This is a genomic window from Microbulbifer maximicatervae (SeqCode) (assembly GCF_052467305.1).
Genome location: NZ_CP174306.1, coordinates 3,686,328 through 3,711,449 on the forward strand (window position 1 = coordinate 3,686,328; position 25,122 = coordinate 3,711,449).

General features: G+C 50.9%; 22 protein-coding genes. 7 read left to right on the plus strand and 15 right to left on the minus strand.

Annotation, left to right across the window (positions count from 1 at the left end):
- Nucleotides 1–73 precede the first annotated feature (73 nt).
- The 4 genes from ACJJI4_RS16095 to mpl all read right to left on the minus strand — a co-directional run bounded on the left by ACJJI4_RS16095 (nt 74) and on the right by mpl (nt 5,128).
- Nucleotides 74–2,656 carry an efflux RND transporter permease subunit gene (locus ACJJI4_RS16095; protein WP_444925779.1) on the minus strand — a complete coding sequence of 861 codons (2,583 nt, stop codon included), beginning with the start codon at nt 2,654–2,656 and terminating at the stop codon, nt 74–76.
- Between the two features lie 118 nt (nt 2,657–2,774).
- The gene (locus ACJJI4_RS16100; protein ID WP_282931461.1) at nt 2,775–3,062 is read right to left on the minus strand and encodes an Rdx family protein; all 288 of its coding nucleotides are present in this window, start codon (nt 3,060–3,062) and stop codon (nt 2,775–2,777) included.
- The gene (locus ACJJI4_RS16105; protein ID WP_444925780.1) at nt 3,052–3,714 is read right to left on the minus strand and encodes a flavin prenyltransferase UbiX; all 663 of its coding nucleotides are present in this window, start codon (nt 3,712–3,714) and stop codon (nt 3,052–3,054) included. The genes ACJJI4_RS16100 and ACJJI4_RS16105 overlap by 11 nt, the downstream gene beginning before the upstream one ends.
- A gap of 31 nt (nt 3,715–3,745) precedes the next feature.
- Entirely contained in the window at nt 3,746–5,128 is a 1,383-nt protein-coding gene (mpl, locus tag ACJJI4_RS16110) for a UDP-N-acetylmuramate:L-alanyl-gamma-D-glutamyl-meso-diaminopimelate ligase (RefSeq protein WP_444925781.1), read from the minus strand.
- A gap of 287 nt (nt 5,129–5,415) precedes the next feature.
- On the opposite strand from mpl, the gene ACJJI4_RS16115 reads away from it, so the two are divergent.
- Entirely contained in the window at nt 5,416–6,678 is a 1,263-nt protein-coding gene (locus ACJJI4_RS16115) for a 6-phosphofructokinase (protein WP_444925782.1), read from the plus strand.
- 66 nt (nt 6,679–6,744) lie between these two features.
- On the opposite strand, the gene ACJJI4_RS16120 is transcribed toward ACJJI4_RS16115, so the two are convergent.
- The 3 genes from ACJJI4_RS16120 to ACJJI4_RS16130 all read right to left on the minus strand — a co-directional run bounded on the left by ACJJI4_RS16120 (nt 6,745) and on the right by ACJJI4_RS16130 (nt 10,815).
- Nucleotides 6,745–7,107, minus strand: a complete 363-nt coding sequence (locus ACJJI4_RS16120; protein ID WP_413663152.1) for a VOC family protein — start codon at nt 7,105–7,107, stop codon at nt 6,745–6,747.
- 30 nt (nt 7,108–7,137) lie between these two features.
- Nucleotides 7,138–7,506 carry a hypothetical protein gene (locus ACJJI4_RS16125; RefSeq protein WP_444925783.1) on the minus strand — a complete coding sequence of 123 codons (369 nt, stop codon included), beginning with the start codon at nt 7,504–7,506 and terminating at the stop codon, nt 7,138–7,140.
- A gap of 456 nt (nt 7,507–7,962) precedes the next feature.
- Complete coding sequence (locus ACJJI4_RS16130; RefSeq protein WP_444925784.1) at nt 7,963–10,815, minus strand: ExeM/NucH family extracellular endonuclease; 2,853 nt, start codon at nt 10,813–10,815, stop codon at nt 7,963–7,965.
- A 264-nt stretch (nt 10,816–11,079) separates the two neighbouring features.
- Here ACJJI4_RS16130 and ACJJI4_RS16135 point away from each other — a divergent pair, with 264 nt between their 5' ends.
- The gene (locus tag ACJJI4_RS16135; RefSeq protein ID WP_444911424.1) at nt 11,080–11,550 is read left to right on the plus strand and encodes a MarR family winged helix-turn-helix transcriptional regulator; all 471 of its coding nucleotides are present in this window, start codon (nt 11,080–11,082) and stop codon (nt 11,548–11,550) included.
- A gap of 2 nt (nt 11,551–11,552) precedes the next feature.
- The gene (locus ACJJI4_RS16140) at nt 11,553–12,527 is read left to right on the plus strand and encodes a S41 family peptidase (RefSeq protein ID WP_444925785.1); all 975 of its coding nucleotides are present in this window, start codon (nt 11,553–11,555) and stop codon (nt 12,525–12,527) included.
- Nucleotides 12,528–12,555: 28 nt separating this feature from the next.
- Here the strand turns inward: ACJJI4_RS16140 and ACJJI4_RS16145 are convergent, their stop codons facing one another.
- Entirely contained in the window at nt 12,556–13,155 is a 600-nt protein-coding gene (locus tag ACJJI4_RS16145; protein WP_444915645.1) for a pyridoxamine 5'-phosphate oxidase family protein, read from the minus strand.
- A 103-nt stretch (nt 13,156–13,258) separates the two neighbouring features.
- Here ACJJI4_RS16145 and pdxR point away from each other — a divergent pair, with 103 nt between their 5' ends.
- The 3 genes from pdxR (at nt 13,259) to ACJJI4_RS16160 (ending at nt 16,784) form a co-directional block, all read left to right on the plus strand.
- Complete coding sequence (pdxR, locus tag ACJJI4_RS16150) at nt 13,259–14,713, plus strand: MocR-like pyridoxine biosynthesis transcription factor PdxR (protein WP_444925786.1); 1,455 nt, start codon at nt 13,259–13,261, stop codon at nt 14,711–14,713.
- 260 nt (nt 14,714–14,973) lie between these two features.
- Entirely contained in the window at nt 14,974–15,783 is an 810-nt protein-coding gene (locus tag ACJJI4_RS16155; RefSeq protein ID WP_444891906.1) for a right-handed parallel beta-helix repeat-containing protein, read from the plus strand.
- Between the two features lie 200 nt (nt 15,784–15,983).
- Entirely contained in the window at nt 15,984–16,784 is an 801-nt protein-coding gene (locus ACJJI4_RS16160) for an ADP-ribosylglycohydrolase family protein (protein WP_444925787.1), read from the plus strand.
- A gap of 369 nt (nt 16,785–17,153) precedes the next feature.
- Here the strand turns inward: ACJJI4_RS16160 and ACJJI4_RS16165 are convergent, their stop codons facing one another.
- The 5 genes from ACJJI4_RS16165 to ACJJI4_RS16185 form a co-directional block, all read right to left on the minus strand.
- Nucleotides 17,154–18,197, minus strand: a complete 1,044-nt coding sequence (locus tag ACJJI4_RS16165; RefSeq protein WP_444925788.1) for an alpha/beta fold hydrolase — start codon at nt 18,195–18,197, stop codon at nt 17,154–17,156.
- Nucleotides 18,198–18,222: 25 nt separating this feature from the next.
- On the minus strand, nt 18,223–18,816 hold the full coding sequence (gene msrA, locus ACJJI4_RS16170) for a peptide-methionine (S)-S-oxide reductase MsrA (RefSeq protein ID WP_282931447.1): 594 nt from the start codon (nt 18,814–18,816) through the stop codon (nt 18,223–18,225).
- 62 nt (nt 18,817–18,878) lie between these two features.
- Nucleotides 18,879–20,063 (minus strand): iron-containing alcohol dehydrogenase, encoded by a 1,185-nt coding sequence (locus ACJJI4_RS16175; protein WP_444915641.1) that lies wholly within the window; start codon nt 20,061–20,063, stop codon nt 18,879–18,881.
- A 105-nt stretch (nt 20,064–20,168) separates the two neighbouring features.
- Complete coding sequence (locus tag ACJJI4_RS16180) at nt 20,169–21,581, minus strand: aldehyde dehydrogenase family protein (protein ID WP_444925789.1); 1,413 nt, start codon at nt 21,579–21,581, stop codon at nt 20,169–20,171.
- Between the two features lie 12 nt (nt 21,582–21,593).
- Nucleotides 21,594–22,967 (minus strand): glutamine synthetase family protein, encoded by a 1,374-nt coding sequence (locus ACJJI4_RS16185; RefSeq protein WP_444925790.1) that lies wholly within the window; start codon nt 22,965–22,967, stop codon nt 21,594–21,596.
- 162 nt (nt 22,968–23,129) lie between these two features.
- On the opposite strand from ACJJI4_RS16185, the gene ppa reads away from it, so the two are divergent.
- A complete protein-coding gene (gene ppa, locus ACJJI4_RS16190) occupies nt 23,130–23,666 on the plus strand; it encodes an inorganic diphosphatase (protein ID WP_444925791.1) in 537 nt (178 codons plus the stop codon).
- An 81-nt stretch (nt 23,667–23,747) separates the two neighbouring features.
- Here the strand turns inward: ppa and ACJJI4_RS16195 are convergent, their stop codons facing one another.
- Both ACJJI4_RS16195 and cysE read right to left on the minus strand, forming a co-directional pair.
- The gene (locus tag ACJJI4_RS16195; RefSeq protein WP_444925792.1) at nt 23,748–24,224 is read right to left on the minus strand and encodes a hypothetical protein; all 477 of its coding nucleotides are present in this window, start codon (nt 24,222–24,224) and stop codon (nt 23,748–23,750) included.
- An 18-nt stretch (nt 24,225–24,242) separates the two neighbouring features.
- Entirely contained in the window at nt 24,243–25,049 is an 807-nt protein-coding gene (gene cysE / locus ACJJI4_RS16200) for a serine O-acetyltransferase (RefSeq protein WP_444925793.1), read from the minus strand.
- Nucleotides 25,050–25,122: the final 73 nt, after the last annotated feature.

Sequence of the window (25,122 nt, forward strand, 5' to 3'; positions counted from 1 at the left end):
GCCCTCGCTGTTAAGCAGCCATAAAAAAAGCCGGGGTTATCCCGGCTTTTTTTATATTTCCAATTCCTTCGATTCAGGCGCTGGGCGCCTCCTGCATCGGTGCCTCGGGCTCAACTTTATCAGCTTGCCTCTGGCGGCCGAGCGGCTTGAACATCACCAGCAACAAGGGCAGAAGTGTCAGGGAACCCAACAGTGCGGCGGACATCGCCAGCGCGGTGAGGAGGCCGAAATAGATCGACGGAACAAACTTCGACAGCGCCAAAATTGAGAAACCGACAATAATCGTGATCGCTGTGTAGAACATGGCACGGCCAATCGTCGCATGGCTGCGGTGCATGGTCGCCAGGTAATTGCCATCTTTGGCAAACTCAGCGCGGAAGCGATACAGGTAGTGAATCGCGTGGTCCACTCCGATACCCACGGTAATCGCGGCGATAGTGATGGTCATCATATCCAGCGGAATACCCGCGAGCCCCATACCACCAAGTACCACACAGGCCGCCAGCATATTTGGCACCAGTGCAATCAGAGCAATCCACAGAGAGCGGAATAGCACCAGGAACATCAGCAGGATTCCGACAAAAACAGCACCCAGGGTCAGGATCTGGGACTTAAACAGGCTCTGTAACATATTGTTGTACAGCACCAACAGGCCGGTCTGATGGACATTCTCTGGAGCAATACCCATCTCATTGTGAGCGTAGTTGTAGATGCGCTGGATCAGCTCATCGCGACGCAGGGTGGGGTCTGTCTCCATCACTCGCAGGGTGATACGAGCCTGGTTATTCTCCACGGATAAATAGGGGTCTACCAGAACGGAGCGAATTTCGGCCGGCAGGCTGGTATTGGCCACCGCCAGCTCAAAGTCATTGAGGGGGCCGCCATTCAGATCCACGGCAACTTTATACAGGGTCGCCAGAGATTGAACCTTGCCTATCTCCGGCTGCTCCTCCAGGTAATCATGCAGCTGCTCCAGCTTTGCCAAACCGGCAACCGTAAACCAGTAGCTCTGCTCCACTGACTCCTCTTCACCGCCAAATGGATCATCGGAGGCAAAGGGGTCCTCTTCTACAGCGAAGGGATCTTCCTCTGCTTCCATCGCAAAGGGATCTTCTTCTCCCTCGAAAGCTGCCTCCTGCTCCTCGGGCTGATCCAGGATAATATCCAAGGTCACAGTGCCACCCAGGCGGCGGTCAATCACCAGCATGCCCTGATAAATTTCCGTGGAATCATCGAAGTAATCGATAAAGCGGTTTTCCACTTTCAGCTGGGATATGCCCACTACACTCACGACGGCTGCCAGCAGTGAAATACCTAGCACCACAAACTTGTGGCGCTCGGCAAAGCGTGAAAACTGCAGGGTAAATGCGTGGGAGTTATCTGCACTCACACTGCCCACACGCTTCGGCAGCACCATCAGGAAACTGGGAATAATCAGGAACGACAGCAGCAGAGCCACAGTCACACCCATCGTCATCATCCAGCCAAAATCGATAACCGGGCGAATGCCGCTCACCACCAGGGACACAAAAGCCACGATGGTGGTCAGTGCGGTATACAGGCAGGGCTTGGCCATAAAGCGCACTGTCTGCAATACCAGCTTTTCAAGATTCCAATCCGGGTTCTGGGCAATATATTCCCGGTAGCGCACCGCCAGGTGGATGGTAATTGCCAAGGTAATAATTAACAGCAGTGCGACAAAGTTGGCCGAGATCACTGTCAGTCGCCAATCCAGCCAGCCGAGTAGCCCCAGCATCACCACCGCAGTGGTAACACAAGTCATCAGCGGCAACAGCACCCAGCGCGGCTGGCGGAAAATCAGCAACAGGGTAATCACGATAAAAGCGAGGATCCCCACACCGAATACCAGCAGGTCGCTTTTAATAAACGAGATCATATCGGCGGTAATCATGGTGACACCACCGAGGAACAGCTCCGCTTCGCCGTTGTAGCCAGCCAGAATTGCACGCACGGTATCGACGCGCTGGTGGGCAACTTTCTCTTGCTCGGTACGGTGGGCCAGATAGACCGCGCTGATCTCCTCCAGGCGAACGGCCTCTTCCGGGGTCAGTCCCTCTGTATTGCGCTTGCTGCGCAAAGCATCCCGCTCGCGCACCATCTCGATGCCGCGGCTATCCAGTTTCAGGTTCGCCAGAATGGCTGTCGTCTGCCCGTCCGGGCTCAGGATCAACTCCCGATAAATCGGACTGGAGAGGAACTCTTGCCGGGCCATATCCCGATCGACATCGGGCCTGGCGAGCGTGCGCACCTCATCGCTGATATCGGTGAGAACCAGCTTGGGGCTGTACAGCAGTGGGACATCGAGAATGCTCTGCACACTGGACACACCATCTACCTTGGCCAATTCATCTCGCAACTTGCCCAGGGTTTCCAGGGACTCATCACTGAACAGGTCCCCAGTCTTGGAGCGGTAAGTGACAACCAGGAAGTCGCCACTGGCATAGCGCTCGGAAATCTCGCGGAAATAATCCAGCGATTTATCAGCTTCCAGAGTGAGGGAATCGGCAGAGGCGTCGATCTTCAGGCGGGACAATCCGAGGGCTGCCAGCAGGGTTAACAGGCCGATAACCACCAACACCGCAGCGGGCCGCTTGGTCACCAAGTATTCATAAGACTTCTGTAAAGCTGACAGCATAAATTTCCGCTTCTTTCCAAACTAAAAACTGGCCGCATTGCGGCGCGCATATTGTTCGCCTATGCGATGAATTAGCAAACCCAAAATTTGCCACCGCACCGTTTTATTGGAACTTTTTTCAGGGATTGTCGATATGCCCCAGGTCGCGTTCGGGAAACAGGGTGTCCCTGACGCGACGTTTGAGCTCCTTGGCACCGGGAAAGCCGCCGTCACGCTTGCGCTCCCAGATCAAAATTTCGCCAATCCGAATCTCGAATACTCCCCCAGTACCCGGTTGCAATGCAACCTGATTGAGGTCATCGGCGAAAGTGTGCAGCAATTCCTGGGCCATCCAGGTGGCTCGCAACATCCAGTTGCACTGCACACAGTAGTGAATCGTAATACTCGGTTTTATCTCATTGCCCATCCTGCTCTCCCCAGCTGGGCAACAGCTTCTGCTCGATGGCCAACTGGTCGAGCAGTCGAGCCACCACGAAGTCCACAATATCTTCCACCGAACTGGGCCTCTGGTAAAAGCCAGGGCTGGCCGGCAGGATCATGGCCCCCATGCGGGTGAGTTTCAGCATATTTTCCAGGTGAATCTCGGAGTAAGGTGCCTCGCGGGGAACCAGAATGAGCTGGCGGCGCTCTTTCAGGGCTACATCCGCAGCCCGCTCAATCAGGTTGTTCGATGCTCCACAGGCCACCGCAGACAAGGTGCCACCACTTGCCGGGCAGATCACCATACTGGCTGGCGCCCCGGTTCCAGAAGCCACCGGGGAAAACCAATCGCGCTTGCTGAACAGAGTTAGCTGACCTTCCTGCGCGGCAAAACGATCGGCGAGGAAATTCTGCAACTCGCGTTCATCGCCCTCCGGCAACTGCATATCAGTTTCGGTGTTGATGACCACCTGAGCCGCCTCAGACAACAGCAACCACACGCGCACATTCGATGCCAGCAGGCATTGCAACAGGCGCAAACCATACTGAGCGCCGGAGGCCCCGGTCATAGCCAGGGTCACGGTCTTTTCGAAAGAGGATTGATGCAAAGTCGATACCTTATTCAGCCCTGCGAGCATAGGGCTGCGCAGGAAACATTAGTCTTCTGACTTAGAGATCGTATTTCTGTTCCAGGGCACCGATAAGCCGCTGGTGGATACCGCCAAAGCCGCCGTTGCTCATCACTACGATATGGCTACCGGAATCGGCTAGCTGCAACACAGATTCCACACCATCTTCAATCGAATCAAAAGTTTTGGCCGGCACCGATGAGTGGTGGGCGACGTCTTCCAGGGACCAGTTAACTCCCTCAGGCTGATACCAGAGCACCATATCGGCCCCGGAGCAGGAGTCGGCCAGCTTGCCCTGGTGCACTCCCATACGCATGGTATTGGAACGCGGTTCAATCAGGGCAATGATTTTATCCTCCCCAACCTTCGCCCGCAGGCCATTGAGGGTGGATTCAATCGCGGTGGGGTGATGGGCAAAATCATCGTAAACACGGATGCCGGCCACTTCTCCCAGGCACTCCATACGGCGTTTAACCCCCTGGAAGCGTGCCAGAGCTGCCGCACTCAAATCTGGGGTGACACCCACATGCCGCGCCGCAGCCATAGCCGCGAGGCCATTTTGCACATTGTGCTGCCCGGTCAGGTCCCACTCGACCCGCGCCACAGCTTCGCCTTTGAACTGAACCGTAAAACTGCTGCCATCGGCGGCAATATCCACTGCGCACCAATCACCCACTCGCACACCTTCGGCAGACTCGCTGCCAACCCGCTGCACTTCACTCCAGCAGCCTTTATCAAGCACCTGCTCTACATTCTCTTCGGCAGAGGCCACTATCAAGCCGCTAGCGGGCACAGTTCGTACCAGGTGATGGAATTGTTTCTGGATTGCCGCCAGGTCCTCAAAGATATCTGCGTGGTCAAATTCGAGATTGTTGATAATCACCGTGCGCGGGCGGTAGTGCACAAACTTGGAACGCTTGTCGAAAAAGGCAGTGTCATACTCATCCGCCTCAACAATAAAGAAGGGAGACTCTCCCAAACGAGCAGAGACACCAAAATTAGCCGGGACCCCACCAATCAGGAAGCCGGGCTGCATATCTGCCGCTTCCAAAATCCAGGCCAGCATACTGGCGGTGGTGGTTTTACCGTGAGTTCCGGAAACCGCCAATACCCAGCGGCCACCCAGGAAGTGATCGCACAACCACTGGGCGCCAGAGGTGTAAGCCAACCCCTTTTCCAACACCGCCTCTACTGCCGGATTTCCCCGGGACATGGCATTGCCAATAATCACCAGGTCCGGGGCGGGCTCCAGCTGTGCGGGATCATAGCCCTCGGTAATTTGGATACCCGCCTGTTGCAACTGGGTGCTCATAGGTGGATAAACATTGGCGTCACTGCCGGTTACGCGGTGCCCTTCCGCCACCGCCAGTTGGGCCAAACTGCCCATAAATGTGCCGCAAATACCTAGAATATGAATATGCATAGCGGAAAAATGTACTCCTACGGGTTGCGGCGCAAGCTTAACACGGCAAATCGGGCCAGTAATTGCCAAATACCCCAGTTACCATGCAATTTACTCGCTATTCCATTAGACTCCGCCCCCGCATTGGTCGGCCTCATCCCCGGTACGGTGGTAGGAATTTTCCCGAAAGGGTCGACACCCGATACGAGCTCCCGGTTATCCCCACTGGCACAAATGTTTAAAACTAGATGCGAGGCGGATTACCGGATCGGGATACTTCTCTATATCTCTATAAGCACAGGATAACCATGTCGAAAAAGAACGCCTTTTATGCGCAGTCCGGTGGCGTTACCGCCGTGATCAACGCATCCGCCTGCGGCGTAATTGAAGCTGCGCGTGAAAACCCGGACCAGATTGGCAATGTCTACGCAGGGCTAAACGGTATTCTCGGCGCGCTGCGCGAGGAGCTGATCGACGTGAACCAAGAGAGCGCAGAGGATATTGCTGCACTGCGCCACACCCCCTCCGGTGCCTTTGGTTCCTGCCGCTATAAACTGAAGAGCCTGGAAGAGAACCGCGCAGAATACGAGCGCCTGATCGAAGTCTTCAAAGCGCACAATATTGGCTACTTCTTTTACAACGGTGGTGGCGACTCCGCAGACACCTGCCTGAAAGTATCCCAACTGTCCGAGACCATGGGTTATCCAATCCAGGCCATCCATATTCCCAAAACTGTGGATAACGACCTGCCCCTGACCGACAACTGCCCGGGCTTTGGCTCCGTTGCCAAATATGTTGCCGTTTCCACCAAGGAAGCGGCCATGGACGTAGCCTCCATGTGCGCCACTTCTACCAAAGTATTTATTCTCGAGGTGATGGGCCGTCACGCGGGCTGGATTGCCGCTGCCGGCGCTCTAGCCCAAGAACAGGAAGGCGATGCACCCCACATTATCCTGTTCCCGGAAATCGCTTTCGATAAAGAGAAGTTCCTCGCCAAGGTACAAAAGACCGTAGACGAGAAAGGCTACTGCGTTATCGTCGCCTCCGAAGGCGCCCAGTACGGCGACGGCACCTTCCTTGCCGATGCCGGCACCACCGACGCCTTTGGTCACAAGCAGCTGGGCGGTGTTGCACCGACCCTGGCCAACATGGTCAAAAGCGAACTCGGCCTGAAGTACCACTGGGCCCTGGCAGATTACCTCCAGCGCGCCGCCCGCCATATCGCTTCTGCTACTGACGTTGAGCAAGCCTACGCCGTAGGTCGCGCCGCAGTGGAAATGGCTGTAGCAGGCAAAAATGCCATTATGCCAGCCATTATTCGCGCAGAAGGTGAAGAGTACAGCTGGTCCATCGCAGAGGCGCCGCTGTCTGAAGTCGCCAACGTAGAAAAATTTATGCCGCGCGAATATATCAGCGAAGACGGCTTTGGAATTACTGAAGAGGGACGCAAGTACCTGCTGCCATTGATTCAAGGTGAGGACTACCCTCCCTACAAAAATGGCATTCCCCAGTACGCCACCCTGAAAAAGCAGCTGGTGGAAAAGAAGCTGGGTACCGATTTCGAAGCTTAATAGAAACGGTTGCCAGTCTTCCAAAAGCCTCCGAGTAAAATCGGGGGCTTTTTTCTGTAAACGCCTCTACGCAGACTCCACATCAGACCAAACCGCAAATTCATTGCCGCAAGGTTCCCTAAAATGGAAGCGCCTGCCACCGGGAAACGGGAAAATTGGCTTGGCTATTTCGGCTCCGCATCGCGTGACCTTCTCCAGGGTACCCTCCAGGTCGCGGCTGTATAACACCACTAATGCAGATCCATTTTCAGTAGTGCTCTGCAACTCTGCCTTGAAAAAGCCACCGTCCAATCCCGCATTTGAAAAAGCGGTGTACTCCGGACCGTAATCGGTAAAAGTCCAATTAAAAGCCTCGGTAAAGAATGCTTTTGTCTTACCCAAATCCCTGGAGGGCAACTCAATATAATTAATTTTCTCGCACTCTCTCATAAGCTCACCATTTTCCTTATTTTTCAATTTTCAGGCTGTAGGTCGCACAGGGGTATTCACCACCTGAAAACTGCCATTTGCCAACGCTAGTGGCCGATCCTGATAGAGAATAATGGCGCGATCCATCATCTGTACAAAATCGAGCATCGCATAAAGCACCACACCTTTTTGCCCCTGATATATATCAGGCCGATAAATCAACGCCGCCATCCTATCGTCCATGGCTTCATAGGTATATGAAGCTTCCCCAACTAACTTCCCCGACGCCGTAACGTAACAATGTGTCGCGGTTTCATAGGTTACCGTGTGGGTAGAAAGGTCGGGGAAATCACCTTGTTTTGAATAGTGTGTGCCGGTCCATTCCAGGCTTAAACCTTCCAATGTCTTAAATGCCTGCAAACTATGTCTCCCCCAGTGGTTTAATAGCTTCGCTGATCACTAGTAACTGATTTACCTGAAGCAATAAACCACACGCTGACTGAAAACGACACTCCTTGCATTAAATATTTATCTATTTTGATACGTCTCCGATAGGCCCCAATGATACCTCAATACTCCAGAAAGACATCTTAGGCATTTTACTCAAGTCTTTTTCCAATTCAGGGATCGGGCACGCACAAACACTTTCCCCTCCAATGGTCCATACAAGAAAGATTTTAATGACTCGCAATGGAGCCTTGCCGGGCTACCAATATGAAAACGATGAAGTGAAACACTCGGGCATATACCCACGAAGGTAAAGAAGAAAAATACGCAATTAACGCAGGGAGGAAAGAAAACGGCCGAATATCTCTTGCCTTAATATCCGACCGTTCAATATGTGGAGTTAATTATTTATTGTTGTTGATATCCATCTCAGTGCCAAAACGGCTTGCGAATCTCAATTTCACGGTAGGCTTTATCTTCATTACCGAAATCGTCTTTCACAGTCAGGGTAATTTCATAACTACCACCGGTGGCATAGCGATGCAGTGCCATGGGACCAGTGCGGCTGGTGCCATCTCCAAAGTCCCACTCATAGCTCAGGTTACCGTCGCCATCGTAACTACTGCGCTCTTCGACCCACACCCAGCGCAGGAATGTGTGGACTTTAAAATCAGCCCGAAGATCAACAACCTCCTCAACTGGTACAAGCTGCTCAACGGTGGAGATCGCTCCCCGGTCGTCCTCAACCTGGAGGATTACTGAATAAGTGCCTGCTGCATCGTAGCTATGACTGGGGTTTTGCTCAGTACTGGTAGTGCCATCACCAAAATCCCAGGCCCAGCTAACGATAGTGCCATCGGTATCGACGCTGCTGTCGAAGTAGTTCACTTCGAAGCCTTCAACACCCCACTCAAACCCAGCAACCGGCTCCTGGTTATCAGCCCCCAGATCCAGCTCAACCACAAGCGGATCGTGATCTGAAGCGCGGAATGCATCAGTCGAGTAGAAACTCTCCACCTGCTCATCGGTTTTATTCTCGATGTTGTAATCCAGCACCCGAGGCTCGTCGGCATTGATATGCCAATCGGCCGCACCTGTTACCAAAGGAGCCAGCGATTCACTGGCGAGGGCGTGATCCAAGTAACCGGACTCACCGCTGTAGACATAGGAGTAGGCTTCTCCTTCACCGAAAACCTCCAACAAATCAGCGTAGCCAGCGTCCTTTAGAGTGCTAATTGGGTTTTCACGGGCGTAGCTATTGAGGTCACCGATCACCAGAACACGATCGGTGCCGCTACCTGTCGGGTCAGAATCAATCCATGAAACCAGGGCATCTGCGGCTTCCGTGCGCAGCGAGTTCCAGCAGCCCTGTCCATCACCCAGATCATCGTTCAAACTGCCATCGTCAGGACAACTTCCCTTTGATTTAAAGTGATTGACCACCACAGCCAGCTCTTCACCACTTGATAGTTCGGCAAAAGCCTGTAGCAGTGGTTGGCGGTTACCGTCATCAAAGGGATAGCTATCAGTTGTCGCAGCAGCGCCCACAGGCATTATCCGATCACTGCGATAAATCAGCCCCACAGAAATTTCATCGGTGCCCAGTTGAGTCAGGTCTGGATTAATAAATTGATAGTTTTCACTGCCAGTAGCCGTGTTAAGGCCATTAATTAAATCCTGAATAGCACTTTCTGAACCGTAGCCATCGTTCTCAATTTCCATTAAGCCAACTACATCGGCATCCAGGTCTAAAATAGCGGAGATAATTTTATTTTTCTGGCGCAGGAATTCTTCTTCAGTATCAGCCCCACGGGAAGTAGGGAAACCGCCACCATAACCATCGCCATTAAAATAATTCAGAACATTAAAGCTGGCGATCTTTAAACTGCCCTTACCCGGTAATTGTGGAGCGCTTTCACGCAGGTTGGCAGCAACAAATTCTGGCGCCTCCACCGGATGTACTCGGTAGGCGCTGTAGCTATACCCCATTACACCGCGCAATCCCTCTACCGTGTCGCCATTGCGTAAGGTATTACTGGCACTGAGACCGGAGACCGGGTACGGCACCGCTTCCGGGTTCTGCACGCTGGAACCATCGTCCAACACAATCCTGTTCAGATCATTAGCGCTTTCCTGTGCTACAGCTGCAACCCCAGGCTCATTGTTGTGGGTGGGGATATAGAGGCGGCCATTGGCCAGGGTGACTTCACCATATCGCCCCAGGTTATAGTGATCATTCACCATGAGGGCTTGCGGGAACTCAACCAACATCCCCTCGTATTGCTCCTGCTCTTCGGCAGAACTAAACGGCAGGGAGACTTCCTCGGCAGTCACACTGAAGCCGCTACCACAAACCGTAACGCCATCAACCCCGTCTAATTCGGTAAAGTCATAGTATTCAGTAACCACACCACCGACGCGAACCAAGTCCCCGACTTGCACATCTACACCGAAGCCTTTGTCGTGTACAAACAGCCCCTCAGAGGTATTTATCTGGCCATCCTGGTCACTGTCTTCCTCTTGCAGGAAGAAGCCGGAAAGGCCAGTGCTGGTATCTTGGAAATCACCAACAACAACCGCTTCAATTTCGTGGCGCTCATTCTCCAGAGCGCTTTCAAACTCATCACCCTGAACCTGGCTGATTAACGTAGAAATATCTCCGCAATCGCCGAGAACCACATCGTCATCCCCGCCGTCATCTCCGCCACCAGTGCCGTCTTCGCTGTGCCAACCGAGGTTGGAAAAGTCGTCCTGGCCCAAGCTGGACCACTGCGCAGCAGGGTCAAAATCCGTGCTGCCATCAACACGACCTTCACTCACACTCCAGTTGCGAGTTAAGGTTTGGTTCTGGGTACCCAGACTGCTATCGCCCCATTGGCTACCGGGATCAACACCGATCTGGCCGATAACATCCACATATCCATTGGGGCCACTCAGGGCAACCGCATCATCCCCATTAAACAGGCCGCTGGTATAAACCTGATCGGCTACTGACAGGATTGAGGAGTCAGCACTGGCGTGGGCGAATACGTAAACATCGCCGTCTGCCAAGCTGCCACTTAGGGCGATGATTGAAGCCGCCGCAGAGGAGCCATTGAAGTAAAGTTCAATGCTGTAGCTACTGAGGTCAACCGCTGCACCCGTGCCATTGTAAATTTCAAGGGCCTTATTGTTGCTACTGCCCTCGATATATTCAGAAATAATGAGGTCGCTGGCTTGGACCTCTTCAGCCAAAAATGGTAACCCCAGGGCTGCAAGGGCAGCCAAGCCAATCTCTTTCATAATGTTCTCTTCACTCGTACCTGACACAGATCACGCGGCGCAAAGATTGGCGGTTAATTCCTAAAGTTCGATGAATGAAATATGAAATTTAAATTTCAGCTCTTTGTTCAAAAATCCATTTCACACAGAACCCGCCAAACTCGCCACACAATGCAAAAAAAGCGCCAAAGAATTTGTACGGGGTGATGAATAGCGGCAAAGAAGCTTGAAAAGTTCGCCAAAAATTATATAGTCACTTATATAAGTGCTTATGGAACAGCTTTTATGAAATACAGCCAACTGGGGACTCAGCTTCGTCACATTCTGGAATTACTGGATGGCGATGTAGCAGAGAGCTATAGGGCCTGTGGCCTGGAGAATTACAAACCCCGCTACACCCCGATAATGCGTGCACTTATCCACAAGAGAGATATCACCATTAGTGAGGTGGTAGCGAGCACCCACATTTCCCAGCCCGCAGTGAGTCAAACTGTAAAAGACATGATTAAGCAAGGGCTGGTACAGACCTCTTCTGGAGAGGATGCTCGCCAGCGCAAAATACGCTTGACCCGCAAAGGCAGTGCGTTGATACCCAAGTTAAAACAGCAGTGGATAGCAACTCTGGAAGCTGAGCAGTCCCTCAATAGCGAATTACCGACAGAACTCTCAGAGCTGCTCAATCAAGCAATTCAAGCTTTAGAGAAACGTCCTTATTTAGAGCGGATACAAGAAAATCTATCAATAGAGGCTACATAAATATGAAACGCCAACTCAAGATGAGTTTAGCGGTATTAATCAGTTTTTTTTCCATGTCTCTCGCGGCAAGTTCCGGCGCAATGAGTTCCTGCCAGTTTGAGACAGGCCCGGTTATTAAAGCTGCTGCAGTAGCTATTCAGAAGCACTATATATTGGAGGAAAAAGGACAGGCGCTATCTACTCAACTCAATAGCCTGGCTGAATCCAAACACTTTAATCATCTTTGTAGTGACTACCAACAATTAGCCAGCGCACTTACCAAAGAAATTCGCACCCTTTCCGGTGATAAGCATTTCTATATAGAGCATATAGATAACCAAAAAGAAGCCCACAATTGGATTGAACAGTGGCAGGCTGAAGCGCCCAGCAATAACTACGGCGTTAAGAAAATTGAGATTCTTCCCGGTAACATTGGCTACCTTTCCCTCTCTTCTTTCCACACCTATAAAAATGCCCACCAAACCCTCGCTGCGGCTTTCACCCTGCTTCGCCACAGCCAGGGCCTAATACTCGATTTACGCAGTAATGGCGGCGGAGACGAAGAAACCGCCAATGCTGTTCTGCAGTCATTTATTGACCCCCATTCTCCCTTTCCCTTTGTTATTGAAAGCCGCAAGGGGAGAGAAATACCGAAACGTATTTCACCTCAACCCTGGCCCACCTATGGGAGTGACAGACCAATGGTCATTCTGATTGATGGAAGATCCTTCTCTGCATCCGAGAGTACCGCCTTCGCACTACAACAGCTGGGCCGAGCCACGATTGTCGGTAATGCCAGCGCCGGTGGGGCACATATCATGGAGTCTCCCCAATCCCTCCCCTATGGCTTTGAAATCGGTATCCCAGATAAACGCCCGGTTTCTACGATTGCCGGCAGCCGCCCCAATTGGGAAGGACAGGGTGTTATCCCCGATATTGAAGCCGGCCAGCAGGAGATCATTCAAATCGCATTAAAAGTAGTGGCAGAGGCCCTATAAGGCTCCCTTTACTTTGCTAAATTGAGCACTAGCGAAACGGGCACACAGGCTTGACCCCGCTCCACACAGGCAGAGCCAAATCCTCTTTATTATCGGATGGCGCGCCAGTTCGGCTTTTGAAAGCCCCCTCCTCTATAGTCAGGCGCATCAAAGCTGTTCCCTTGCGCTCCTGTAGGCTGGGGAGGCGCACCTGATCCCAGCGCTCCGGCTCTATATCATCAATAATCGCTTTAAAAACCGCATCAAATTCCCGCTGCTCTTTGACCCTCTCACCTCGGCAAAACAATACCGCAGAGCGATAATTAGCACTGTGATGAAAGGCTGACTTGGCCAGTACCCACTCATCATAACGGGCAAATGAAATACAGACCTGCTCTCCTGCCTCCAATAGTTTTTGTAGCCGACTCTTGTTAGCCAGGTGAAAATACAAAAACTCCCCCAGGCGCCAAACGGTTAAAGGAATAATGATGACTTCACCGTCTTCAATAAATCCGACATGGCCCAGTTTTAGCTCGTCGACAAGCTTATAAACATCCTCTCGCCGATAACTGGCACGCTTGGGAGCACGACGTACACGACTCTTCGCTGAGGTTGGCAATTCATCAGAGATTGGCGAATGTAAATTCATAAAACCTCCTTTAATTCACTCTGGTATGAAATAGATATCGCCAATGTAGGATCTTACTGGTACGCTGATAAGCGCCAGTTTTAACTATTTTATGGTGCCAGTTTTGAGTACCGCCGAGCTTACAGACCTAACTCTCGAATCAGGCCAGCCGCTACAGGAACAGTTGTATCGACAATTGGTAGATTGGATCTGCAACGGCCGGCTGGCTGCTGGTACCAAGCTCCCCTCCTCGCGCCGATTGGCAGAATCCCTCTCTATCAGCCGCAATACAGTGACATTAGTTCTGGACCAGCTGAAAGCGGAGGGCTTCCTTACCAGCCATCCAGGGAAAGGCGTATTTGTATCTCCCGAATTGCCGGCCTACACAAAGAAAACACACAGGCAAGGTTGGCAAGCACAGAGGAATAGGTACTTACCATCACTTTCTCACTATGGTGATTTTGCACAGACTTTATCTTGGGGTAAGAAAAGTGAAGATCAATCTCTTCCCTTCACCCCCGGCCTACCGGATCTAAACACATTTCCATTCACTATTTGGAACAAATTATACCGCCGTCACCAATCCAGGTTAGCTCTCGCAGGTTACGGGCAAAGCCAAGGTTATTTACCTTTGCGTATGGCACTTACGGAATACTTGCGCAACTCCCGGGGAGTTCGCTGTAACGCTGAACAAATTATTATTACCAATGGAACTCAGGAGGCCCTGAATTTATGTGCACTAGTCGCGATTAACCAGGGAGACAAGGTTTATATAGAAAATCCGGGATATCGCCGTGCTCGAGCAGCTTTCCAATCTGTTGGAGCAAAGCTCGTACCAGCGAACCTGAAAGATAAGCACTTGGATGTGGATAAGCTGGTCAGTAGTGCAACCGAAGCCAAGTTACTTTTTACCACGCCAACACATCAGTACCCAATGGGTGGTGTTATGCCTGCTGGTGAACGAATCAAATTATTGGATTGGGCGACACAGGCAAGCTGCTGGATAATTGAAGATGATTACGACAGTGAATTTTCATTCCAACACAAACCCATCGCAGCACTCCAGGGGATGGGAGAAAATACACCTGTACTCTACATGGGGAGCTTTAGTAAGACCTTGCTACCCAGCCTACGATTGGGCTATTTAGTGGTGCCTAAATCTACAGTAGCGGCATTTACCCAAGCCAAAGAAATGTTATCTGGCCACTCCCCCTTAGTCACACAAGCTGTCGTGGCAGACTTTCTCGATGAGGGGCATTTTGTGCGACATCTTCGCAAAATGCGTGCTAGTTATATGAAGAAATGGGAACATTTCTGCCAGCTTATTCGAGAAGAAATACCACCTCCAGCCGGACTAATTGCCAGTAGTGCCGGTATGCACTTGGTAATATCTACACCGGGACACGACGACATCACCCTTTCAAAAAAAATACGCGAATACGGATTTGGCAGCACACCACTATCGCTCTTCTATTCCAATAAAACTGAAGATCCAGGATTGGTGCTCGGGTTTGCCAACACAACTTTCGAACAGAGGGCAGATTGCGCAAAGATTCTCGCAAAAACCCTGAAAAAGTAGCCATAACAAACCCAAACGAAACTTATTTTTATAATGCAGGTTTCTTCATTTTTCGCACCAGCATTAAGCGCCTCCACCTAAAATAAAAAAGTAAATATTTTAATAGAATAAAAACAATCTATTATCACCAAAATATCAAATAAAACCCAATAAATTAGGAAAAATTTCCTATGGCTCTTTCTCAAACCTAGGTCACAATCTCCATGGCTTTGGGTGTTCACTCTCTTTTTTAATTACTCAGATAATTAGGGAAATTTGATATGAAAAATAGAAATATGAATTCTATAAAAGCATCATTACTCGCTGTATCCGGTATTGCCGCACTATCGCTCTCCGCCGTCGCTTCAGCTGTCAGCTGTGGAGATACCATTACAACAGCAGAAGTACTCACCGGCGATATTCTTGGCTGCGCAAGCCATCCTGCACTCGTGATAGATGCTGGCGGATCACTCGATATGGCGGGTTACCACCTCAGTTGCGATGGCAGCGGAATTGGCATTCAATTGAAAGACAGTGATAGAGTCCTTGAGGATACTGTTGGTGGAAGCACTATCACAAACTGTAACAATGGCGTATCAGCCGAAGGTGATGGCAGCCATCAAATCTTTGATATCACTGCTTCATCAAACTCTATTGCAGGAATCGCACTTTGGAGTTCAGGTAATACAGTTGAAGCCACCGATGCTAGCGGCAATGGGGGAATGGGTATACGCGTTATGGGTGACGGTAATCGTGTGAGATACTCTTATGCATCAAGTAACGGTCTCCAAGGAATAAAGATCGTTGGTGACAATACTCTCATCAGATTCAATGAGACGATTCTCAATACATCGAGTGGGATTGTAATTGATAGTGGGGATGGCGGCATTGTTGCCAATAATCTATCAGATAATAACGGCGTTAACGGCATTATGATGTTGGGATTGGGTCAAGTCGGATACTTGATCATTGGCAATACCGCAGAAAATAATGCCGGTGCAGATCTTGCTGACCACAACCACCCTGCTTGCACTGGCAATGTATGGATTAGAAATACTTTTGGAAGTGCTAACGATGCCTGTATTAATTAAATAATATAGCGACTTTAGCGGCGAGCCGATTAGTTTTAAATATCGGCTCGCTCTCACCTAAAACAAAACCCTTCCCCTCGCGGGCCATTAACTACCAACAAGTGTTTTCTAGAATAAAATTGTTACTTATAATAGCAATTAATAGTGGTCCTTATAGCTAGTAGCGACTTCCCCTGAGAATAAGGTATAAAAATCAATAAATGATAAAGCTCAATAAATACAGAGGTTGCTTTAAAGGAATAGCCATCGGCGATTCATTTGGCGCCCCGTACGAGGGCGGCATTCTAGAAAGACAACTCTGGAAAATTATCGGGAAAACCGAACAGGGTAAAAAGCGTTACACCGATGACACGCAAATGTCTATTGATATTGCGACCTCCTTTCTTGAGCATAATTACCTTGATCAGGACCACATAGCCAAAAAGTTTGCCCAAAGTTATCGCTGGAGTAGAGGGTATGGCCCCAGTGCAGCGAAACTACTCAAAGGCGTCAGGGATGGTAAACGCTGGCAAGATTTAAACCGAAAAAAATTTAAGCACGGTTCTATGGGCAATGGGGCCGCCATGAGAGCACCTATTATTGCCCTCTGCCACCCCCAAAATGACTATCGCCTCAAGCAATATGTACAATCGGTGTCTGAAATCACCCACGCCCACTCAGTTGCTGTCGAGGGCGCATACTTGATCGCTATCGCCATCTGTGAATCCCTGCAAGATCGTTCAAACAGAGAGATATTGAACAAACTGGAAGTAAGTTGTAAGTCCGAAATATATCGCTACAAACTGGAAAAGTGTGCGACTCTACTGTTTAACCAGAAAATCCCACATCCGCAGCAAATCAAGCAATGGCTAGGTAATGGCATTACCGCGCCAGAGTCCTGTATCACCGCCATTTACTTTGGACTTAAGTATCGAAACTCTCCTTTAACGTCTGTATTAGCTAATATTTTTTCTCTAGGTGGTGACACAGATACCTTGGGTGCTATGGCTGCTAGCATCTAGGGGGCATTAAATGGAGAAGACCGAATGGAAAGCATGGCCGACAAGGTCGAAAACATCGATTTTATTACTGAGCTTTCTGAGAAACTCTATTTCACCCAATATCAGCATGAACAAGCCTTACAACCCGCATAGCCTACTAAAAAGGGAAAAGGGAAGAATACACCGCGCTTGGACCCTATGAGGCATGGATGCCGATTAGAAGCTTACAGGGATGTATTCGCAGTGAGTCTCGAGTGCGGTGTATTCTTTCCTTTCACCCCAGTAGTAAGCCTTAAAAAAGTAGAGCGGATCGTAAAATAACCAAAATGTTAATTTAAAAATCTCTGACAGCTTAACCAGAGCACCATGAGGCTATTAAGAAGTGCTTTATTAGGACTGAATACTTCTCACCCTGGCCAAAAGCTTTTCGATACTATCAACAGTAGTGCGCGCCCCAATAGCGCCAACAAAGAAGAAATGGTTACCTGTAACGGTCTGTGAAAAATAAGCGGAAGACGAGCGGATTATAAGCTGTACTAGCTCCCACCTTTCCCTTGGAATCTGCTCTGGAGATGCACCTCCTAAAAGTTTACTGGCAAGAACTCGATTGCGAATAAATGCCCAATCATCAATATTGCACAGCACATTTTCCAAATCCCCCATTGAATCACTCTGAATAACAACGGGAATTGGATAGTCCAAGAAGTCAAAGGTGTTTGCCGTTTTCAATGCCCTGGAAAGATCTTCCTTAAACCCTTGCCCATCATACATTAATCCAGTGCCAATAAGCGCGATGGGAATTGCTCCAAGGAACGCCTCCCGATAGATATCTTTGGGAATAATTGTGTGTTGGTTTAAGGAATTCTGCTCATCAAGCGCGGCCAAAAAGGCAGGATATATGCCCTTTCGACTGGCCATCCCATCAACTGTCATTTCGATGGCCTTGGCATTAGCTTCGGGAAGAAAGCCCGGCAATGCGGGTTCTGCGGCCATAGCCACAAAGCATTCAATCGAAAAATTCAAGGCTTTCGCCGCCCTCCCTAGAGCCCCAGCGATTTTCCCTCCCATACTCCAGCCGCACACCACTACCGAATTTGGAAGGTTATATTCAGACAAAATCTTGGCAATAATTTCTGCAGCCTGATCTCCCCAATCTTGAATTGTAAACTCCGGGTGAGTACTACAAAAAACGGCATTTTCCACAGGGTAAGAAATAGCAAGGAAGGGAAAACCCGCTCGATTAACCCAGTGACTTATAAAATCATCTGAGCGGCCACCGGGATAGCCGTAGAAAATACGCGCTAGATGTGCTGTGCCTGGAATAAATACCATTAGCGGATTGGTACTAACCGCCGGAATATAACGGTAAAGCACTGGAAAATCATTGATTGTTTCCAGGACTTCCCCGTCAAACAAAGTGGGACTCGGTGCCATATTCACCCTGCGGAGAGGCAATCCGTTAACTTGGCGCTTTCCCCCAGACCTCCTCTAAGCGCTTATCACGCCCACAGCGGTAGCGATAATACTTGTAACGCAGAGGATTACGTTGGTAATAGTCCTGATGGTAGGCCTCTGCGGGATAAAAGGTTGCAGCGGGTTTTATTTGTGTCACCACCTTTTTACCCAACTCCGCTTCTACCTTTTTCTTGCTCTCCTCTGCTAACACCTTTTCTTCTTGACTGCCGTAAAAAATCTCGGCTCGGTACTGGTCACCGCGATCGCAAAATTGACCACCGGAATCAAAAGGGTCAACGTTGTGCCAAAAAATATTCAGTAAGTCGGAATAGCTGACTTTATTCGCATCGTACTTTACCTGAACAACTTCCGCATGCCCCGTACCACCGGAAGATACCTGTTCATAGGTCGGGTTTTTGACATGGCCACCGCTGTATCCTGAGGTGGTTTCCAGGACGCCATCGACCTTGTCAAATGGCGGCTCCATGCACCAGAAACACCCTCCTGCAAAAATAGCCGTGCGAATATTCGATGAATCCTGAGCCAGGGAAATGCTGGCCAATGAGAGGAACAAGAGAGCAATAATACTGCGCATCATTCAGTCCTTTACCGATTGTCGATGGAACACATTCTCTTCTGTCGTCTATTCGCAGGAATTTATTACAGGGTGACGGTACCTTCACAGGCGCGCAAGAAAATATCCCGATACTCTATCCCGTTAAAACGCATCGGGTTAGTACTAGCGGAAGGCTCCACCGATGCCATTTTCCCAACTCTGTCGGCATCAGTGTCATCAATTCCAATCTCCGACAGGCTGTGGGGAATCCCCAGCTGTTTGCGCAATCCGAGCAACCAGTTGAGTACCGCATCAAATCCGCTATCAAACATCTCATTACCGGCCAGTTGTAGATAAAGTGCCAGATGCCCCATAGGCACCTGGATGGCTGGACGGTTGGCGATCAGAACGTAGGGCATCAATATCGCATTTAACAAACCATGGTGCTTGTCGTACAGGGCCCCCAATGGATGTGCCAGGGCGTGGATAGCGCCCAAGCCCCGCTGGAAAGCTGTAGCCCCCATACAGGAAGCTACCAACATTTGCTGACGCGCCTCGAGTTCTGCGCCTATAGCATAAGCTCGAGGCAAATACTCCTTGATCAGGCGCATCCCCTCCAGGGCGATTCCCTCGGCCATAGGATGGTATTGAGGGGAGTAAAAAGACTCGAGATTGTGTGACAGCGCATCCATTCCCGTCGCTGCGGTGAGGTCTGGCGGCAACCCCATTGTCAATTGAGCATCGAGAATAACAATGTCCGGCATCATGCGCGGATGGAAAATCAGCCTCTTAACCTGTGCTTTCTCATCGGTAATTACCGCAACCCGGCCAACTTCAGAACCTGTGCCAGCCGTCGTGGGAATGGCAATCAGCGGTAAAATACCCTCTGGGTCCACACGCCTGTAGTTATCGCCAATATCCTCAAAATCCCAAATACTGTGCTGCTGTCCCGCCATAAGGGCAATGGCTTTGCCCGCATCCAGGGCCGAGCCCCCGCCCAAGGCAATGACCCCATCGCACTTCTGCTCACGCAGCTTGGCTACCCCATCGGCGATATTTATCTCATTGGGATTACCTTTGATTTTGGAAAAAACGCTAACTTCCAGACCCACCTGTTGGCATGGGTTAATCGCACTATCGACCAGTGGCAATGCGGCGACTGTAGGATCAGTAACTAATAGAGGCTTGTGAATATTCAGCTCCAGGCAAGCTTCAGCCAATTCAGTAATGCGACCGGGGCCAACCCAAACGGTCGTGGGATAATTCCAATTGACATGGTATTTATCCACAATTTCCTCTCTGACGTTCTGTCACTTTTGCATATTCAAAATAGGCTGTGACCTTTCGTAAAACAGGCAGACAATTTCACTTTCTGCATCCGGCAACCGTTCCCGCTAACCATCATGTTTAAAATGAAATGACTTGGGGCGGGTTAAATTCTCAAATCCAATTTTAGAAAGCGTACATCCACGACCAGATTGCTTAACACCCGTCCAGGCCAATTCCGGATCCAGGTAATCACAACGATTTAAAAAAACAGTGCCGGCCTCTAAATACCCTCCCATCTCCATTGCTACATCTTCATCGCGGGTAAAAATAGCCGCAGTAAGACCAAATGGGCTGTTATTCATAAATTCTAGAGCTTCGCCATCATCATGCACTTTCTGCACCCCCAGCACCGGCCCAAAAGTCTCCTCGCGCATCACTCGCATATGGTGTCGCACCCGGGTTAACAGTTGCGGTGCCATATATTGGGTGCCCCGCTTGTCCATTGGGAATTCACTCACATCCAAGTGGACCTTCGCGCCCTCCGCTATCGCTTCATCCACCTGCGCGCGAACCCGATCGGCAGCTTCCGCACGCACCAAAGGCCCCAAAGTGGTCTCCACTTGATCCGGGCGCCCCAGTCGATAGTCACGCAGTAAGTCGACCGTTTGGGAAATAAACTCAGAAAAAATATCTTCATGCACATAGGCCCGCTCAATACCGCAACAGGACTGCCCGGAATTAAAATAGGCGCCGTCGACTACCGCTGCCACAGCTTGGCTAATATCGGCGTCGGCGCGAACATAGGCTGGATCTTTTCCCCCCAGTTCAAGTCCCACTTGAATAAATCGACCGGCAACTGTGCGTTCTAGATTCGCGCCAGCGCCAACCGAGCCGGTGAAGGCAACATGCTGGATTTCCCCTGCACAGGCTAATCGCTGGGTATAAGCATGATTTAAATGAAGAAACTGAAAAACACCGTAGGGCAGTCCCGCCTCGCGAAAAATCTCCACCATTCGCTCAGCACACAGCGGTGTCTGCGCCGAGTGTTTTAAAATCACTGCATTGCCCGATAGCAGTGCCGGTACCACTGCATTAACCGCCGTCAGATAAGGGTAATTCCACGGGGCAATTACCAGGGAGACCCCTAAGGGCTCGCGGCGGATAAACCGGGTAAAACCCGGCTTCTCAGGTAACTGAATGTCAGCGAGGGCTTCAGTAGCAAGCTGTGCCATGGTCTGCGCACGATCCATAAACCCGTTAATTTCTCCTCCTGCATAACGGATTGGACGCCCCATCATCCAACACAGCTCCCGCCCCAAACGCTCTTTTTTAACGGCAAATATTTCCACAGCCCGCTCGACAATGGCGATGCGCTCATTGAGGGGAGTTCGCCTCCATGCTTTTTGTGCTTTACTGGCCCGATCCAGCACTACACGGATTTCCACCTCTCCCGCCAGAGCGCGCTCTACATAAACACTGTTATCAATAGGGGAAATACACTGAAGGTGGTGCATGATTTTTGTAGTCTTCATCGGCATCGATACTCCCAATTAAATAATTTCGAAGTACCGCTCCAACTCCCAGTCACTCACATGGCGGCGATATTCCCGCTCCTCCCATTCGCGACTGGCAGAAAAGTGTTCAACAAAGTCGCTGCCAAATAATTCCTGTGCCGCTTCTGACGCCTTAAATTGCTGAGTGGATTCCCACAGTGTACCCGGCAACACTTGTTCGTTTTCCAATTCCAGCGAGTAAGCATTACCGGCGACAGGCTCACTGGGCTGCCACTGCTGCATAACACCGTAAAGACCCGAGCCCAAAGCTGCTGCCAGTGCTAAATAGGGGTTGGCATCGGCGGCCCCCAAGCGGTATTCGACGCGCTGGGAAGTGTCGCCGCCGGGGATAGCACGCAGTGCCGTTGTGCGGTTTTCCACCCCCCAATTGGCTCCCGTCGGCGCCCAAAAACCGGGTACCAGGCGGCGATAACTGTTAACGGTCGGTGCCATCAGGGCAAGGAATTGCGGCATCAGCCTTTGCTGCCCAGCTATGAACTGACGCATTATCTGGCTGATACCATCTGGCTGGCTCGAATCGAGAAAGGCGGAATCACCGCTGCCACTATTGCGCAGTGACAAATGAATATGCCCGCTTTGCCCCGGGTACTCACTGGACCAGCGGGACATAAAAGTAGCCATCAAACCCATCCGCTGTGCCAACACTTTTATAAAGGTTTTAAACAGGGCAGCTTTGTCTCCAGCGGCCTCAGCACCATCCACTGCAATAGCCGCCTCTAAAACTCCCGGGCCTGTTTCCGTGTGTAAGCCCTCCAAGGGGAAATCCATGCGCTCGCTCAGCTCCAGGATTTCCCGATACAGCTCTCCGTGTACGGAATTTCGCAGTATGGAATAGCCAAACACATCGGGGGTAAAAGGCTTTAAATTGCGGAAACCCTTGTTCCGCACTGAATCGGGCGTTTCGTCAAACAGGAAAAATTCGTACTCCAGGGCGGCACAGGGATCAAATCCCAATGCGCGACAGCGTTCAATCACCCTGCGCAGAACTGCGCGGGGGCACAGCGCCTGGGCTCGACCATCAAACTCCGCGAGAAACAACAACATATCGCCTTCAAAAGGCACATCACGGCAGCTATCGGGGAGTATGCGTACCGGGGCGTCTGGATATCCGGTATGCCAACCGGTATAACGAGTGTTGTCGTAGAGCTGATCCTTAACATCCCAGCCCAGGACCACATCACAAAACGAGAAGCCCTTTTCCAGGGATGAGAGGAACTTGGCGCGGCTCATATATTTACCACGCATTACACCATCAGTATCGAATAAGCCCACTTTGACATGACTGAGGCCTCGTTCTTCGACAATTGCGCGGGCCTCCTGAGCGGTTTTTACCTCCCGTGCCTTTACCATGACTGGTCCTGCCCCGTTGTTGTTATCTCCGAGTTACAGGATAGACCCGCCAGACGAGCTTCGACGCCATAAACCCGGCGCAGGCGTGACTTTCAGCCGAGCCCCTCAGCATATATAATCCGCGCTCCAGATTTTCAGTTATCTATTCATTCAGGACCAGCAATGAGCTTCGAAAAGATCCCGGCAGGTAAAGAACTGCCCAACGATATCAACGTAATCATCGAGATCCCTGCCAACCACGACCCGATCAAGTACGAAGTGGACAAGGACTCTGACGCAGTATTTGTGGATCGCTTCGTTGCCACTCCGATGTTCTACCCAGCAAACTACGGCTACGTGCCCCAGACTCTGTCTGAAGACGGTGACCCCCTGGACGTGCTGGTTGTAGCGCCTTACCCGGTAATGGTTGGCTCTGTAGTCCGCTCCCGCGTTGTGGGCGTTCTGAACATGACCGACGAATCTGGTGTTGATGCCAAACTGCTGGCCGTACCGCACACCAAGCTGACCAAGCTGTACGATCACGTTGAAGAAATCAGTGACCTGCCCGAGCTACTGATCAAGCAGATCGAGCACTACTTCGAAAACTACAAAGCCCTGGAAGCGGGCAAGTGGGTTAAAGTAGAAGGCTGGGCTGACGCCGAAGCTGCACGCAAAGAAGTTATGGCTTCCCGCGAGCGCTACCTGAAAGAAGAAGGCTAATCCCCTTTTCTTTCGGGAGACTCTGAGCAATAAAAAACCGGCCAATTGCCGGTTTTTTATTATCTGTTAGGAGAAGTCCTGTCAGTTAACTTCCCAATTGGGAACAGGGACAGGAGACAGTTCCTCCCCCTTGCGTTCACTCTCATCCAGAAGCTGGCCTTCCGCTGCACGCAAACTGAGGTGCTCTACCTCAACGCTGACCGGTTCCACCGACTTGCGTTCGTGCTCCTTTACGAGGTTTCCCTCCATGGGTGCCAAGGTCCATTGCGGGCTAGCCGCAGTTTCCGCCTTCGGCTTGGTTTGCTCGGCAACAGCTGCTCCGCTTCTCTCTTCCTTAATACTGACCTGTGCGCCTATTTTGGCCAGGTTTGCACGAAACTGCTGTGCCTGGGGCAGAGATAACCCTTTCTTCAGTACCAGCGGGCGCCCACTGAATAGTTTCTCTATCGCCTGGGGATTACTTTTAAACAGGCGCACCATACTGGCTTTTACATCACCAGCGGTAAAACCCGCCACCAAATCACCGCGAAAAACCAAACTGTAGGTAGATTGCGACATCAATAATATTTCCCTGAGTTACTCTTCCGAATCCAGAGTCTGGTCCATGGTATAAGCCGGAGCCCCTTCAACACGCCCTCCTACCTGGCGGGCGGGAACACCGGCGACGGTTGTATGAGCGGGCACATCGTGCAAGACCAGGCTACCGGCGGCAATTTTGACGTCCTCTCCCACCTTAACCGGACCCAGTACTTTAGCACCGGCGCCAATCATCACTCCGGGGCCAATTTTCGGATGGCGATCGCCGCTGCCGCTGCCACTGCCGCCCAATGTCACCGAGTGGAGAATCGAGACATTGTCCTCTACCACACAGGTCTCCCCCACCACCAATCCAGTAGCGTGGTCAATCATAATGCCGCAGCCAAATCGCGCTGCTGGGTGAATATCCACCGAAAACTGCTCCGATACCTGGCTCTGGAAATAGAGCGCCAGGGTATGGCGGCCTTGATTCCACAACCAGTGCGCTATCCGGTGGGATTGCAGAGCGTGAAAACCCTTAAAATACAGGAAAGGCGTCAGGTACTGGTCACATGCCGGGTCACGGTCATACCAAGCGCAAATATCCTCGCCCATACAGCGGGAAATACTCGGGTCATTGGCCAGAGCCAGGGCAATCACTTCCTGAAGCGCGGTTGCCGTGAGGGCATTGTGCTCAAGCACCGAAGCCAGGTGATCAGCTATAGCATCATCCAAGGACTTGTGGCGCAAAATGGTATTGTGGAAATAACTTGCCAGGATAGGCTCACCGGCAGCTGCCTCTGAGGCTTCAGCCCGCATCGCCTGCCAGATATCCCGCTGGCCTTGAACGGCCGCTTCCTCACCCATAATTCATCTCCCTTATATTCCCCAGGGCACTCACTGCGGCGCAGCTTGGCAGGATCACTAGCCCCTTTCAAGA

Bases quoted from the DNA above. Each gene is read 5' to 3' on its own strand.
- mpl (WP_444925781.1), bottom strand. From the start codon at position 5,128: ATGCATATTCATATTCTAGGTATTTGCGGCACATTTATGGGCAGTTTG.
- msrA (WP_282931447.1), bottom strand. From the start codon at position 18,816: ATGATGCGCAGTATTATTGCTCTCTTGTTCCTCTCATTGGCCAGCATT.
- ACJJI4_RS16180 (WP_444925789.1), bottom strand. From the start codon at position 21,581: ATGCCGATGAAGACTACAAAAATCATGCACCACCTTCAGTGTATTTCC.
- ACJJI4_RS16120 (WP_413663152.1), bottom strand. From the start codon at position 7,107: ATGAGAGAGTGCGAGAAAATTAATTATATTGAGTTGCCCTCCAGGGAT.
- ACJJI4_RS16155 (WP_444891906.1), top strand. From the start codon at position 14,974: ATGAAAAATAGAAATATGAATTCTATAAAAGCATCATTACTCGCTGTA.
- ACJJI4_RS16160 (WP_444925787.1), top strand. From the start codon at position 15,984: ATGATAAAGCTCAATAAATACAGAGGTTGCTTTAAAGGAATAGCCATC.
- ACJJI4_RS16195 (WP_444925792.1), bottom strand. From the start codon at position 24,224: ATGTCGCAATCTACCTACAGTTTGGTTTTTCGCGGTGATTTGGTGGCG.
- cysE (WP_444925793.1), bottom strand. From the start codon at position 25,049: ATGGGTGAGGAAGCGGCCGTTCAAGGCCAGCGGGATATCTGGCAGGCG.
- ACJJI4_RS16140 (WP_444925785.1), top strand. From the start codon at position 11,553: ATGAAACGCCAACTCAAGATGAGTTTAGCGGTATTAATCAGTTTTTTT.
- ACJJI4_RS16165 (WP_444925788.1), bottom strand. From the start codon at position 18,197: ATGGCACCGAGTCCCACTTTGTTTGACGGGGAAGTCCTGGAAACAATC.
- ACJJI4_RS16100 (WP_282931461.1), bottom strand. From the start codon at position 3,062: ATGGGCAATGAGATAAAACCGAGTATTACGATTCACTACTGTGTGCAG.
- ACJJI4_RS16145 (WP_444915645.1), bottom strand. From the start codon at position 13,155: ATGAATTTACATTCGCCAATCTCTGATGAATTGCCAACCTCAGCGAAG.
- ACJJI4_RS16095 (WP_444925779.1), bottom strand. From the start codon at position 2,656: ATGCTGTCAGCTTTACAGAAGTCTTATGAATACTTGGTGACCAAGCGG.
- ACJJI4_RS16135 (WP_444911424.1), top strand. From the start codon at position 11,080: ATGAAATACAGCCAACTGGGGACTCAGCTTCGTCACATTCTGGAATTA.
- ACJJI4_RS16105 (WP_444925780.1), bottom strand. From the start codon at position 3,714: ATGCTCGCAGGGCTGAATAAGGTATCGACTTTGCATCAATCCTCTTTC.
- ACJJI4_RS16130 (WP_444925784.1), bottom strand. From the start codon at position 10,815: ATGAAAGAGATTGGCTTGGCTGCCCTTGCAGCCCTGGGGTTACCATTT.
- ACJJI4_RS16185 (WP_444925790.1), bottom strand. From the start codon at position 22,967: ATGGTAAAGGCACGGGAGGTAAAAACCGCTCAGGAGGCCCGCGCAATT.
- ppa (WP_444925791.1), top strand. From the start codon at position 23,130: ATGAGCTTCGAAAAGATCCCGGCAGGTAAAGAACTGCCCAACGATATC.
- ACJJI4_RS16115 (WP_444925782.1), top strand. From the start codon at position 5,416: ATGTCGAAAAAGAACGCCTTTTATGCGCAGTCCGGTGGCGTTACCGCC.